This window comes from Candidatus Dependentiae bacterium, from assembly GCA_020431705.1.
GTDB lineage: Bacteria > Babelota > Babeliae > Babelales > Vermiphilaceae > JAGQHQ01.
Genome location: JAGQHQ010000001.1, coordinates 91,440 through 106,095 on the forward strand (window position 1 = coordinate 91,440; position 14,656 = coordinate 106,095).

General features: G+C 36.0%; 9 protein-coding genes. 1 reads left to right on the forward strand and 8 read right to left on the reverse strand.

The window, feature by feature from the left end:
* The 3 genes from rpsB to KC460_00430 all read right to left on the reverse strand — a co-directional run bounded on the left by rpsB (nt 1) and on the right by KC460_00430 (nt 4,045).
* Entirely contained in the window at nt 1-918 is a 918-nt protein-coding gene (rpsB, locus tag KC460_00420; protein MCA9769818.1) for a 30S ribosomal protein S2, read from the reverse strand.
* 169 nt (nt 919-1,087) lie between these two features.
* On the reverse strand, nt 1,088-2,485 hold the full coding sequence (locus KC460_00425) for a hypothetical protein (GenBank protein ID MCA9769819.1): 1,398 nt from the start codon (nt 2,483-2,485) through the stop codon (nt 1,088-1,090).
* Between the two features lie 195 nt (nt 2,486-2,680).
* Complete coding sequence (locus KC460_00430) at nt 2,681-4,045, reverse strand: MFS transporter (GenBank protein ID MCA9769820.1); 1,365 nt, start codon at nt 4,043-4,045, stop codon at nt 2,681-2,683.
* Between the two features lie 461 nt (nt 4,046-4,506).
* Between KC460_00430 and lon the strand changes: the two genes are divergently transcribed.
* Complete coding sequence (gene lon / locus KC460_00435) at nt 4,507-6,951, forward strand: endopeptidase La (GenBank protein MCA9769821.1); 2,445 nt, start codon at nt 4,507-4,509, stop codon at nt 6,949-6,951.
* Between the two features lie 11 nt (nt 6,952-6,962).
* On the opposite strand, the gene cmk is transcribed toward lon, so the two are convergent.
* From cmk to KC460_00460, 5 genes are all read right to left on the reverse strand, one after another.
* On the reverse strand, nt 6,963-7,661 hold the full coding sequence (cmk, locus tag KC460_00440) for a (d)CMP kinase (protein ID MCA9769822.1): 699 nt from the start codon (nt 7,659-7,661) through the stop codon (nt 6,963-6,965).
* Entirely contained in the window at nt 7,658-9,394 is a 1,737-nt protein-coding gene (gene recJ, locus KC460_00445; protein MCA9769823.1) for a single-stranded-DNA-specific exonuclease RecJ, read from the reverse strand. Before recJ ends, cmk begins: the two co-directional genes overlap by 4 nt.
* 145 nt (nt 9,395-9,539) lie before the next feature.
* Entirely contained in the window at nt 9,540-10,850 is a 1,311-nt protein-coding gene (locus KC460_00450; protein ID MCA9769824.1) for a hypothetical protein, read from the reverse strand.
* A 78-nt stretch (nt 10,851-10,928) separates the two neighbouring features.
* Nucleotides 10,929-12,521 carry a hypothetical protein gene (locus KC460_00455; GenBank protein MCA9769825.1) on the reverse strand — a complete coding sequence of 531 codons (1,593 nt, stop codon included), beginning with the start codon at nt 12,519-12,521 and terminating at the stop codon, nt 10,929-10,931.
* A gap of 436 nt (nt 12,522-12,957) precedes the next feature.
* A complete protein-coding gene (locus tag KC460_00460) occupies nt 12,958-14,649 on the reverse strand; it encodes a hypothetical protein (GenBank protein ID MCA9769826.1) in 1,692 nt (563 codons plus the stop codon).
* Nucleotides 14,650-14,656: the final 7 nt, after the last annotated feature.

Here is a 14,656-nt window from a genome sequence, read left to right on the forward strand (position 1 = left end):
CTACTTTTTGTCAGCCTTTTCTTCTCTTTCCTTATCAACAGTTTTCTTAGAATCTTCTTTTTTTAGTCCATTGTGCGTTATATCAACAGCTTTATCCTTTGATTCCACTTTCACATCTTTTTTTGTAGCAGCTTTTTTTACCACTGGCCCTTTTTCTGTAACAGCTTTTTTTATCGCTACAGTTTGGCTCTCTTCTTCTTTTTGATCTTTCGCACGCTGAGCAACACCAACTTTGACTGACTCATGTAAATAATCAATAATTAACTTAATTGAACGAGGCACATCATCATTTCCCGGAATAACATAATCAACCAGCGTCGGATCACAGTTAGTATCAACAAGTGCTACAACTGGAATTCCCATGCGCACAGCTTCTTTAAGCGCCGAACTCTCTTTACGCACATCGACAATGATAACTGCACCAATTGGCCACCTAAGACCAGTAATGCCACCAACATTTTTCTTTAAACGCTCAATCATTTTTTGAATAACATTAAGTTCTTTTTTTGTATACAGAAACTGTTGTGAGTCTTCTTTTTCTTTCGATTTTTCTACTTTTGCAATAACATCCTGCAAATGCAATAGCTTCGTGATTGATTTTTTTACCTGAGCCCAGTTACTCAATGTACCACCAATCCAACGATGGTTTACATACGGCATGTCTAAATCCTGAGCAACACTAAAAATAATGTCTTGCGCCGGTTTTTTAGTACCAACCCACAAAACAGCTTTGCCCTCTGCAGTAACTTGTTTAAGAAATTGAGCTGATTGCTCTAATAATTGCGCGGTCTTCGAAATATCAATAAGGTGGATACCATTCCTGTGACCCCAAATGTACGGAGCCATTTTGGGACAGCCACGAGATTTTTGATGCCCAAAGTGACAACCAGCTTTAACTAAAGATTTAAAATCTATCATATAAATCTATCCTCAAAAGGTTATATCTAATGCTTTTTGGGCCCATATTCATCGCATGCATACCAACAATCTACAAGCCACCTTATTTTAAAAAGCACGCATTAACAGTATAAAATACTATACATCACAATAAAAAAATAATATCAAAAGTAGAAAAAAATTCAACGAATTATTCCAATTCTGCCCCTATAACCTCATTGTTCGTAATGGCTTGATCAAATCGTCTTCCAAGTAAGTAAGTTGCTATAATCCACAGGCCAATAATAACAGCAAAAAACATTGACTCTATTGTAATAAACGCCGCAATAGGCAAATTTCTAGTAAAATGATTAAAAAACGAACCACCTGACTTTGCAAACTTTTGCCCAAATGCATCAATCCAAGACTTAGATTTAAATTTAATCTCTTTAACAGTTGGAATGTATAAACTTTCTCTTACTGGATAACTGAAGCCATAATGGATTGAACGCAATATAACAAAGAAACTCAAAAAGGCAAATTGTGTTGTGCTAAAAACAAAGTAAATAAACAATAAAGCCGTAGAAATAGGTACCAATAAAAGACAAATACGCTCTCCAAATCGTTTAAGCAAGGCTTTGGTTCCAAAAAGAGAAATTAAAAATCCAATTGTATGTGTAACAAAAATAAGTTTATATAAATAGGTGCTAACATGCGTAATACTTGTGGCATTAGCTTCAGCCATTCCTATTCGCTGATAACTCAATACTGTATTTATTATCTCGTAGAAAAATACTATACAAAAAACTCCAAAAATGTACGGATATTTAAAAAACATAATTAAACCTGAGAGAATCCCTGTTTTTGCCTCACCAGTCTTACCACGTTTTTTTTCTACTTGGTACGCAGCTTCATATCCATGCAGGTAATGGCCAGAAACTTTTCTCATAAGAACAAGAATGATTACCGGTACGCATAAAATCAATAAAGAAGAAACTCCTAGTAATATTTGATGCTTAACAACATCTGAGAATATAAGTATTGAAGTAGGAGTTGTTACGCTCAACAGCGCCCAAGCAAAACCAGAAGTAAGCATGCCACCAAATTTTGAACCAGCAACAATCGTCCCATAGCTATTTTTTGCTGTATCTGGGTTACTAATTGAGTTCAAAAATGCCCAGAAGACACTCACCACAAATGGTGACCACGATTCAACAAAAAAATAAAATAGCCAACCAAATACGCGATATGGACTCGAATCTGTATTTAACAATCCAATAGTTGGATGACCAAGCATATAAACACAAACAAATCCTACTAATGCATAGAAAAAAGCATACCAGCAGAGCAAGCGATATCGCCTCAATCTATCAACCAACTTTGAATATAAGAAAATTGCTGGCACCATAAAAATCATGAAATACATTTTTGCCTGTGGTATGTATATTCGCCCAACAACTGCACTAAAAACAGAATCTTTTAGTTCTTTTGCCAAAGTATAACCGCCAATAATACAAAAAAAAGTAAGTGTTAGTAATACTAGCTTTACTCTCTCTTGTGGTTCAACATCAAAAAGCGACTTTAACCAATTTTGTATTCTCGAAATCATCGAGGTTCCTTTTAATACAGACTCTTTTTCAAATTATACACATTTTGTATAATGTCATTCATTTCCAATACACAATGCTGCCTACTATCTCAACTCATTTACTACAAACAGATCACCATTGAATAAACCAAAAAAGGTCTTTCAAAGAAACAACTTTGAAAGACCTTTTTATTTTCAACTGATACAACTCTCCACTCAACAAGCTACTCGTTTTTCGTCTACAGCCTTTTTGTACGTTTTTGCAAGATATGCCACCACAAAAAACCATATCGCAATTAAACCAAGTGAAACACTTGTACTCAAAGTCAAAAACAATGTTATTCCAGCCATACCATACTTACCCTTTAGGAAGCCGCGAAACACATTAATACCTGAACCTGAAGCCTTTGATCCACGAGATCCAAACATCTCAATCCATGCTTGAGTTTTATATTTTGCATCTTTTGATGTCGGAATATAAAGCTGCTTAATAGTTGGCTGGTTAAGTGCATAGTTAATAGCCTTCGCAAATACCATCAACCAGAACAATACACCTAACACTGGATAGAATTTTACCGTAACAATCGCAACAGCAACTAATATTGGTGTCAGAATTAACGATGCACGAACACCAAGATGTCGTTGAATATTATTGATACCAAATAATACGCACAATGTTGAAATAATACCAGTCATAGTACCATAACTTCCCAAAAACGCGCTGAAATCACGCTCAAGCGGAAACGATGCCTTTGCGGTTGCTTTAAATAAGAAATCAATAATGGTAATAATTACCTCGTAAAAGAAAATAATCAGGAAAATGCCAAGCAAGTACGGTTTAGTAATCATAAGGCGAAGACCTTCAAAAAATCCTGGCTCACTGTGAGACTCTTCCTTCTTGTCTCCAGCCTCTTTAACTTCTTCAAATCCAACCAATTGATCTTTTGGTGTAACGCTCACAAACAACCACATTAACAAACCAATTACTATAATCGCACCTGCAAGAATGTAGACAATTGGTCCACTGTGAGAAAGGCCTAACGACTTAGCGCGCAGCATTGGTCCAACCATGTTACCAAGTTGTCCACCAAGAGCAATAAAAGGAAATCCACGTTTTGCCGCATCTTCTTTAGTAATATCTGTAGTAAACGCCCAGAAAAGTGCTACAATTAATGAACCAAAACTTTCGACAAAAACATACCACGCCCAACCTAAAATTCGTGTTGGATCTTCAGTGGTATTAGGCAGGCCATACGTCGGATGGTTCAAGAAGTAGCCAAATATTAATGCTGCTAATGCATAAAGCGTAATCAAAATATAAAACACTTTGTGTCGCGTGAACATGTCAACAAGCTTACTATATACGAGAATGAGAGGTGTGATAACAATAAGCGAAAGAAACTTTGCCCATGGAATATAATCAACACCTACAATATTAGCAAACAAGCCATCTTTAAGTGGTCGCATACACCAATAGGTACCAATAATCAAAAAAAATATAGCACTTAGTGTAAAGAACTTTTGTACCTCATCTCTACTCTCAAACTTCCCCCACAATGCAGTCGCAATACGTTTAAGCATATATAGCCCCAGCGGACAAAAAGGTTAACCAAAACAAACAACGCAATTTACCAAAGATAATACCAAAACATTATTCTTTTGTAAAAATCATAGTATATAACCCATTACCAAGAAATCAACTATATAGCCATCTCAACGCATTATTTCAACAAATTCCATTATCCGCCGCAATAATCAAGAATATAAATACTATGTGAAATTACAGAAGCAAGTCTGACTATACTATCTATACAACATAAATAAGCTTATTTTTGTCTGAAATATTCCCTCGACAAGCACCACCCCCAACCAAACAATTCAAATATGAAATAAAAACATATATTTTAGTTGACAAAATAGGCACGTAAAGTAGGCTTAAGTCAAGGGTAAAAATAGCTTTGACTGGTGTTGCACTATATAATTAATTTATAAACACCTTACAGGAAGAATAAACACCAAAAACTCTATAATTTGGGACACATATGGTTACAGATGAAGCACAAAATATTATTGAACAGCCTGAAACAAATCACGTAGAAGAGACACAAAAGCATGAAACCTTTTTGGCCCTTTTGCCGCTTAAGAACGTAGTGGTTTTGCCAAAAAGTATCGTACCAATAATTGTTGGAAGAGAAACTTCTATCCGAGCAGTAGAATTTGCACTTAAAAATAATAAATCTATTTTTATTACCGCACAAAAAGATGAACATGTTGAAACACCAACGTCACTAGATCTTTTTTCTCACGGAACTCGCTCAAAAATATTACAAGTTATGCGCATGTCTAACGGTGCCTTAAAAATTCTGGCTGAAGGAGTTTGTAGATCAAAAATAATAGATACACAAGAAGCTGAAGGTTTTCTTGGTGTACACTGTATCGATATCGAAAGCTCAAAAGCTAAGCAGACAGTTGAGCTTGAAGCATTATGGCGGCAAGTACGCACCTTATATTTAACCTACGCAAAATACAATGAAAAAGCTCCTACAGATCTGATAGCCTTAGTAAAGTCATCATACGATATGGATCAAATCACTGATACTCTGGCTATTCATATTAGTAATCTGTCAGTAAAAGAAAGACAAACGATCCTAGAAACAGTTGATTTAGAAAAGCGCATGCTCATTCTTTGTGGTTTGCTTAAAAAAGAGATTGATATTTTGCAAACAGAACAACGTATTCGTGGACATGTACAAACACAAGTGGAAAAAAGCCAACGAGAATACTATTTGACCGAGCAAATGAAAGCAATTCAAAAAGAGCTTGGCAGAGAAGATCAATCTAATGAGCTTGATAAAATCAGAAAAAAGATAAAAACACTTGGACTTCCCCAAGAAGCACGAGAAAAAATCGAAAAAGAACTCAAGCGCTTGGATCAAATGCCACCGCTTTCTTCAGAGGCTGTTGTCAGTAGACATTACGTTGATTGGGTTATATCTTTGCCATGGACAACCGTCAGTAACGACACGATCAGCCTTGGAAAAGCAGAAAAAATACTTAACGCACACCATTCAGGTCTAAAAAAAGCAAAAGAACGTATTCTAGAATTTTTAGCTGCGAAAAAATTTGCTAAAGATAATAAACGATCACCAATTATTTGCTTAGTTGGCCCACCAGGTGTTGGTAAAACTTCAATAGCAAAATCAATTTCTGAAAGTATGGGGCGAGAATTTGTACGTATTTCTCTAGGAGGCGTCAGAGACGAAGCAGAAATCCGTGGACATCGCCGTACGTACATTGGCGCATTGCCAGGTAAAATTATTCAAGCGATGAAAAAAGCAAAAACACTCAATCCGGTAATTTTACTTGATGAAATAGACAAAATGAGCGCTGATATGCATGGAGATCCCTCTTCAGCATTACTCGAGGTTCTTGACCCGGAACAAAATACAACATTTATTGACCATTTCCTAGACATAGAATACGATCTCTCGCAAGTAATGTTTGTAACTACAGCAAATATGATTGATGATATACCGTATCCATTATTTGATCGCATGGAAGTTATTTCGCTTTCTGGTTACACAGAAAATGAAAAAATTGCTATCGCAAAAAAGTTTTTAGTCCCAAAAAATTTGAAACTACACGGGCTCAATACACAACAGTTTAAAATACCAGAAAATCAATTACATACCATTGTTAACCAGTACACAAAAGAAGCGGGAGTACGACAATTAGAACGAATTATTAGCAAGCTTATGCGTAAAGCTATACAAGTGTTTTTAAGAGATAAATCAGCGAAAGTGATTACTGTTACATCAAATCGTATTGCTCAATGGCTTGGCAATCCAAAATTTAAAAAAACAAGCTTAAACCAAGAGAAAAATTATGGCTTGGCAACAGGGCTTGCATGGACCGAGCTGGGTGGCGATGTACTTGAGATCGAAACAACCACACTTTCAGGTAAGGGAGGACTTACTCTTACGGGTCAGCTTGGTGATGTTATGCAAGAATCCGCTCAGGCAGCTTTAAGCTATATTCGTTCGCGAGCGACAGATTTGGGACTTAAAGGTAGTTTTCATTCATCAAAAGATATTCACATTCACATGCCAGAAGGCGCAACACCCAAAGATGGACCATCTGCGGGAATTACTATTTGTAGTGCACTCGTTTCGGCATTAATCAAAAAACCACTACCAAAAGATCTTGCTATGACTGGTGAGATCACACTACAAGGAAGAGTGCTCTCAGTTGGCGGGTTAAAAGCAAAACTTTTAGCTGCAAAACAGCATGATATTAAAACAGTCATTGTTCCAAAAGAAAATTACGATGACATTCAAGAAATTTCTAAAGAAGTAGACCTTAATCCGCTCAACATTACCTATGCAAATACTATGGACGATGTACTTAAATTTTCTTTTGGTTCAGCTATATTTAAAAAACATATGAAAAAAAAGAAAAAATTAATAAAAAAAGCAGTATCTCAATAACTTTTTGTTCCTCAAAAGACATCTCGGTTCGGATGTCTTTTGAGGATATAGAAAATGACTTTTTCAATTACTTGCTCTTGTGTCATATCAGAAGAATCTATAATTATAGCATTTTTTGGTACAACAAGCGGTGCTGTGTTTCTTGCTTTATCCCGTAAGTCTCTTTCTTGTAGCTGCGTAACTGCATGGTATAAATCAACAATATTGCCACGTTTTTTCTGGTCTAAAATCCAACGTTGCGCACGAATTTTTATTCTTGCAGTTAAAAAAAATTTCGCATCTGCATAGGGAAAAATAACTGAGCCCATATCCCGCCCATCGGTAACAACATTATGCTGTCGACCTATGGATCTCTGAAAATCAATTAATACTTCTCTGACATGCTCATTTGAGCTCACAATAGAAGCTGCTTGATCAATTTCTTTGTCTTTAAGATATGACGTGATGTCAATCATATCAAATATAGTACGTAAACAAAGATCTTCTCCAAAAGTATAAACCAATCTTTTAGAATCAAGAGCATTTTTAAAATCTTGTGCATTTGGATTGCTTAATTGATCTTTGTTATATTGATAATGATGTAACAAAATATAGGCCAGAGATCGATATAAAAGGCCCGAATTAAAGTAATAATAGCCTAGCCTTTTTGCTACCGCCTGAGCAACACTAGATTTTCCGCTAGCCGTTGGGCCATCAACCGTAATAATCATTGTTTTAAACCTGCTACATCAGTACCGAGTAATTCAATAGAAATACGACCATTCCAGTGATTTTCTGTTGCCTGTACGGCAACATCAAAAGGATCAGAACCTTGGTTAACAAAACACTCAAATAATTCTGGACGATTAAAAAAAATAAGCGGCTTGATAACTCCATCAGCAAAAATACGACACTTAACATGCAGATCTTTCAATAATTGTGGCTCCTGTACTAATACAACATCTTTTGCATAAAAAAGTGGCTGCGCATTTGCGTGCCCAAATGGCTCCAGTTGATTAATATCATTCATAAATTTTTTTGTCAGGTCACCCAATTTAATATGAGCATCAATCATTATTTTTTGCTCCAAATCAATCGGTGTTAATTGTTGCGCAACGCGTTCTTCTAGTTTCTGCTTGAGCTCAGCAATATTATCAACCTTTAATGCAAGTCCTGCAGCATGCGCATGGCCACCAAACTGTTCCAACAAATCTTTTGAATCGTGTAATGCATCAAAAATATTAAATGCAGGAATTGAACGGCAAGAACCTTTAGCAATACCTTTTTCAGTTATGTGCAATAAAATTGTTGGTTTACCATAGGCTGAAACCAATCGCGATGCTACAAGGCCAATTACTCCTGGTGGCCACGAATTACTCGCAGCCAAAATAATATTTTCTTTTTCTAAATCAATTTTTTTTTCTTTAATATGTACATCTACTTGCTGAAAAATAGAACGTTCAATGTCTTTACGAGCCTGGTTCAGTTCAAATAATATTTTGCCAACCTCTTGTACTCGTTTATGATCTGAACCTATTAAAAATGCTACTCCATCGCGTGGATCATCAAGTCTGCCTAACGCATTAATTTGTGGTGCAACAGAAAAACCAATATCAAGAGACGAGATAGTTTGTTTTGTAACTCGTCCGTTTTTACAGAGGGTCAGAAAAGGAAAACTTCGTTGTTTGTTAACATAGTTAAGCCCATGGCGAACCCAAAATCTATTTTCTCCAAGTAATGGTACAACATCTGCTATAGTACCAAGCAGCAAAAGCTCGTACGCTTTTTCTGGCATTGGCTTGCCAACACGCTCATATAACAAACTCAATATTTTAAAAGTAACACCAACACCTGCCAACGATTTAAATGGATATGGGCAATCAACCCTATTTGGATTAACTATTGCATATGCATCTGGTAATTCATCATGCTGCTTGTGATGATCTGTAATAATTAAATCAATGCCTAGTTCTTTTGCCTTACATGCCGGTTCAAATGCAGTTATACCATTATCAACGGTAATAATAACCTTATAGTTATTCCGTGCAGCACGCTCGACAATTTTTGATGAAAGACCATATCCATCGAGCACGCGATGCGGTAAAAAAAAATTAATATCAGCACCAAGCGGTAACAAACAAATCATCATTAACGATGATGACGTGATACCATCTACATCATAATCGCCAAAAACAAGCATTTTTTCTTTGTTTTCAATTGCTTGCACTATGCGATTAACTGCTTTTTGAGAATCTATAAGTTGCTCTGGATGAGCAACGTCTTTTTCAAAAGAGCTAAATAAAAATGATTCGATATCATCAGATGTCACATAGCCACGGGAACATAACGTCTGCACTACAGGAACAGAAAGATTGTACGTACTAGCATATGATAGCACCATCTGCTGATCAATTTCAGGAAGCTGCCATAAATATTTTTTACCGCGTATTGTATTGCCCTGCATTATTCCTTTACCCTTTGTTTATCTATATAATATACCGCATTTTAGCTGAAAAATACGTAATAGACAAACCCAATAAGGCAACAATTACCTGGTAACCACACACAAATTAAATACCCTGTCACACCTGATAATTTAATTGATCAACTTAATATAATACACGCTCATCAAGCATTATTTGCGCATCTTCTTCTATCTTATTGAAAATATTTGAAACTTTTCTACCAAACCATCCCCAGGTTGATACCGCCGCCTCTTTTACATCCCCAACTGCAGTACTAATAAACCTCCACCATCCACCAGATTGATTTACCACAGTCTGCACAGCACTTTTAGTTACTTCTTCTAAAACAACTGGTGCAACATCAGTTACTGATAGTGTTGAAAAATTAGAAAGAAGTCGTAATTGCATATCACGAACAAGTAAACCAGAAGAAACGTTTTGTAATGCTCCAGGACGATCCGTTTTAGACACCACATAGTTCAGTAATCCTTGTGCCGCACCACGAAGTGCAGTATTTTGCAATGCAAGAGCAACTGCCTTCTCTCCAACAAACCAGATGCCAAAGTACCACAACAATGCTCCCATAGCAGCACCTTCAACAGTAGAAAGTAAAATTGTGCCGATAATATCTCTTGTTTTTTTATCTTTCAATAAACCCCTAAATACATCTACAAAGTAGTCAACAGGCTGACGGTATTTGTCTGGCATGCTACCGCGAGACTGACCTATTACAACATCCTTCCAATCAAGCTGCTTAAGTAAACCTGCTGCGCCCCCTCTTGTTTCAAGCGCCTTCATGCCAATTTTACTAATTTGATCCAAAACAATCGAACTTACACCTGCAGTAGAAATCGACATAAACCCTTCTTTTTGCTTGAGGACCTCAAGCCCTTGTAACATCATAGCATTTTTGACCTTTTGGCTCACATCACCAGAAAAATGAAGAACTTTATTTCCAAGCTCAGCAACTAATGCTACGGTTGCCCCATAGAGAGCCCCATCTTCCGCCGCAGTTCCAATATCAGCTAAAGATGCTTGCCCAGCAGATAGCTGTAGTGATGTTAACGCAATAGGAACTAGTGCATTTTGTATTGCGAGCAATATAATATTAGTAACCGCATTGCGAAATTCTTGGTCATTGTAGAGAGAATCTAGCGCTGTCACAAAATGCCTAATCAGAAAACGCGCGCTATCTTTCATGATTTGCTGCGCTTCAATACGCTGCTGCTGTGTACCAAATTGTTCAATATTTATTTGCTGATTGATAAATCGTTGAATTACTCGTGGTGAAACAATATCAGATGCTTCTATTGTTTTTGCTGCTGTCTCCATATCATTCATGTATTGCTCATCAATGGAAGTCTGAGCATTAGGCCCATTTCCTGAACGTACAATAACAAAGAATAGTCCCATGCTAGCAATAACAGCTAAACCAACAAGTAATAACTTCCTCATAAAAAACTCTCCTTATTTGGTAAATTAATACCTATTTCGTACAAAAGTAAAATATTGTTTATTTTAAAATCAATAAAATCATGCACGAGAAAGGGATAGTTTATTATCAATCGCCCAATTAATGGCTTCAAGAATTTCTGGTTTACTTGCTTTCATGTTAAAATCAGCAAGTAAATACCATGTTTTTGCCTGGTTTTTTGTATACATAAATTTAGCTGTCTTACCAAAATTGTTCCAAACACATTTTTCCGGGTCAAATTCATCTAGATATTCTTTATGGTCTAAAAAATGAGAATCATTTTTAAAAGCATTCCACTTCTTTTCATCTTTTATTCGAGGAAGATAAATTACCACTGGTGCTGTTTTGTTCTGTTCATCTTTGAAAACACTCACAGATTTTTTATTGATATCAGTATAATCAATTTTTGGAAATGGAAGATTATACTTTTGAGCATACCGCTCTATTCTTTTGAGATCTGGAGAATTCACTAATGTTGTTGATGCATCTACAAACACAATCACATCGGCCTTTCTTTTCAAGTGCTGCCCAGACACTGCCGGATACCCCAAATTAAAATCAATACCTGCATCACATGCATATAAATTTTTTTGCTTACAGATAGATCTATTGTCCATCCCAAAAATCATGTTATACAAAGTAGCTCCATGAATCAAACGTTTACCTCCAAACTTAGATAGCAAAGCATCCATAGTTTTTCTTGTAAGACCTGGCATAAATTTATTTTTAACATCCCGATATATACGGTTAAACGTTGCAGTGAATGCAGAACCAAATACCCCAAAGAGGGTACTCAAACTTTGTTCTGGTGCAAAGTCAAATGAAACACCATTAAAAAATTTTCTTCCCATTGCCCATATTGGTATTGAAAATTCAAGCCCTGTACAACTAAATTCGCACGGTGTACATTCAGCCCAATAATACGTTCCGTGATAATCACAAATAACCAAAGAATACAACGGAAACGGTCTGCTCCCATCATTAATTTTTTGCATTTGATCAGAAAGATATACAAAGTGCCTTGTATCACCATAGTGAGCAAACAATGTATTGGCAAGCAACCCACCATACATATCAACAAGACTAATCGGTTGGCCATATGCATATTTAAGCATAAGCATTTTTCCAATTAATGTAGCTTGAGCAACCGTTATTTTATTTATCCCCCAACCCATTTTGGTAATCAATGATTCGGTATGTTCTTTCAACGATGTATCAGAACTCATCCATGATCCAAGTGCCCAACACGAACCAGAAAGCCCACTCGTATACATTGCAGTATCTAACAAGCCAGCATCTTGCGCTCCACATAATGCACCCATAGTATAAATCATAGAGCGATAACCACCACCACTAAATACAAATGCAACTGTTGGTACATGATCATCTTCAATTTTTCTACCTAAGAGATTTTCTAATGCTTGTTTTACTTTTGGCTTTCTTTTTTCAATAAATGCTTTTTCTCCTGCACACAATTGAGTATCAGTTCTAACTTTTGCCACCCGATCTTTATAAATTGTTTGGCAATGCATACCATAACGATAGTGCACACTATCCTTGAAAAAAGTACTACTCATTTTAATTTGATGTTGAATACTTTGAAAAAAAGTATTAACCGTAACAAAAAGACTGCCAAGACGCCGTGAAACCATACCATATACAGGTATACTGTTAAGAAAAATCACCCCGACCACGAGTAATGTAAACAATACTCTACTGAAACGCTTTTCTATCTAAAAACCCCCTTAAAACTTAACATTATACATTGTATGACCATAAACGAAAAGTTTCTATCTGTAAAATGTTTACGTAAGAAATACTTTATGTATATTTAAAACAAAAAACATACTCAACAAATTTTTTTTAGAAAGCGTCTTTCAAATTAATATACTTATTGACAAACTGAATACTCACAATTTGATACGATTGATATATAGAAAAGTATAATTAAGAAACAGAGATTACTTACCTTCTTTAAGAAAAAGATACTCAAAAATTTAATTCAATAAGTAAACTTTGAAAAGCGAACGAAGCGAGCTTTTGAAAAAGCTCGCTTCGTTCGTGTAAAAATTATGTTGTATTATATGTTTACGATGCACGACGCTCAACAGCCAATTCAATTGCATCATAAATAGCTTGTGCGCTCATTCTCATATTAAATTCAGTCAACGCACTTAATTGTCGTAACTGAAATTCTTCATATGTAAAATCAAACGTTGAACAATATGAACCAGCCATACATACAATTGGATCAAAATCCTTTAAATACTGATCAAACCCCGCAAACTCAGGATCATTTTTATGCCGTTCCCACAAATCAAAATCATTAATAAGCGGCATATACACAACAATTGGCACTTCGGGATTATCATCTGCAAATACACTTACCACCTTTGTATCAATACCCTCGTAATCAATATATGGAAATGGTAAATTATGTGCATGTGCATATTGTTCAGCTCGTCGCAAATTGGCCGCATCAATCACTTCACCAGATGAATCGAGAATAATCATCACATCAGCTTTACGTTCAGGACGCTGACCACTAACTGGTTGATAGCCAATATTTACCGCAATACCAGCATCGATTAAACGAAGCTCTTTTTGAGTTTTAATTGGACTATTTTTCATACCATACGTAAAATTATGTACTTTTGCCGTAGACAAACGTTTATTGCCAACTTTTTCTAATATCTTTTCAATAATGTTTTTAGTTATATCAAAACTAATATTATTTTTAAATTCAGAGTAAATTCTGCTAAACGATGCAGAAAAAGCAGAACCAAACACACCAAAATGGTAACCTAAACTTTGCTCAGGATCATAATCAATAGAAACACCATTTTCAAATTGTCGTGCATAGGCCCACGTTGGTACATATGCATTGAGCCAATGAGCACCAACCTCGAACGGTGTAAATTCATACCAATCCATTGTCATATCGTTATCACCACGTACCGCGCTATAAATTGGAAATAACCAATCACCATTTTTTATACGATCAACATGTCCAGACAAATACATACGGTGTCGTTTTTCTTTCTGATCTCTGAATAATGCATGCCCTAATAATGCACCATAAAAATCAACTAATGTAATTGACTGGTCTGACGCATATTTTACCAACAACATATCCGCCATTAAAAGTGAACCTTTTGGCCCAACATGCGTCAAACCTTTACATAATTTTTCAACAAGAGATTCTTTAAAATCCACAAGCGGTAAACCAGAGCTCATCCATGTACCAATCATCCAGCTTGAGCCCGAAACACCTGTTATATACGTCCCCGCATCAAGAAAACCGTCCTTTTGTGCACCAATTAACGAACCAAGCAGAGCAATAACAGCTCGATAGCCTCCGCCACTAGCAACAAAAGCAATCGTTGGAACCTCATGATCTTCAAGTGGACAATCCAATAACACCTCAAGAGCTCGTTTTACTTTCGGCTTTCTCTTTTCTAAGTACAAACGCTCACCATTACACAGTTCATTGCCAATCCGTACATAAGCTATCGTATCTTTATAAGGATTTTCAATAAATGCTTCAAGATTTTCTTTTAACTTTTTTTTGATACCAAAAAGCCACTCAAATGCTTCTTGACTCCAGTCCATAATTTTTTCAGGAATATAGTCTCCCAACGACGAAAAATCAAAAGAAAAATTTTTTTTAACCATACGTTGCGCGTCTACTTCACCATGCGCACTACCCATACTTAACAGCAACATAACTGTAAAAAGTAATATATATTTTCGATACATAAATAATAATTGTCTTTTCATATCATCT

What these genes read in the sequence shown, in the direction of transcription:
- KC460_00430 (MCA9769820.1), bottom strand. Translation starts at nt 4,045, where the DNA reads ATGCTTAAACGTATTGCGACTGCATTGTGGGGGAAGTTTGAGAGTAGA.
- recJ (MCA9769823.1), bottom strand. Translation starts at nt 9,394, where the DNA reads ATGCAGGGCAATACAATACGCGGTAAAAAATATTTATGGCAGCTTCCT.
- KC460_00455 (MCA9769825.1), bottom strand. Translation starts at nt 12,521, where the DNA reads ATGGTTTCACGGCGTCTTGGCAGTCTTTTTGTTACGGTTAATACTTTT.
- lon (MCA9769821.1), top strand. Translation starts at nt 4,507, where the DNA reads ATGGTTACAGATGAAGCACAAAATATTATTGAACAGCCTGAAACAAAT.
- KC460_00425 (MCA9769819.1), bottom strand. Translation starts at nt 2,485, where the DNA reads ATGATTTCGAGAATACAAAATTGGTTAAAGTCGCTTTTTGATGTTGAA.
- KC460_00460 (MCA9769826.1), bottom strand. Translation starts at nt 14,649, where the DNA reads ATGAAAAGACAATTATTATTTATGTATCGAAAATATATATTACTTTTT.
- rpsB (MCA9769818.1), bottom strand. Translation starts at nt 918, where the DNA reads ATGATAGATTTTAAATCTTTAGTTAAAGCTGGTTGTCACTTTGGGCAT.
- cmk (MCA9769822.1), bottom strand. Translation starts at nt 7,661, where the DNA reads ATGATTATTACGGTTGATGGCCCAACGGCTAGCGGAAAATCTAGTGTT.
- KC460_00450 (MCA9769824.1), bottom strand. Translation starts at nt 10,850, where the DNA reads ATGAGGAAGTTATTACTTGTTGGTTTAGCTGTTATTGCTAGCATGGGA.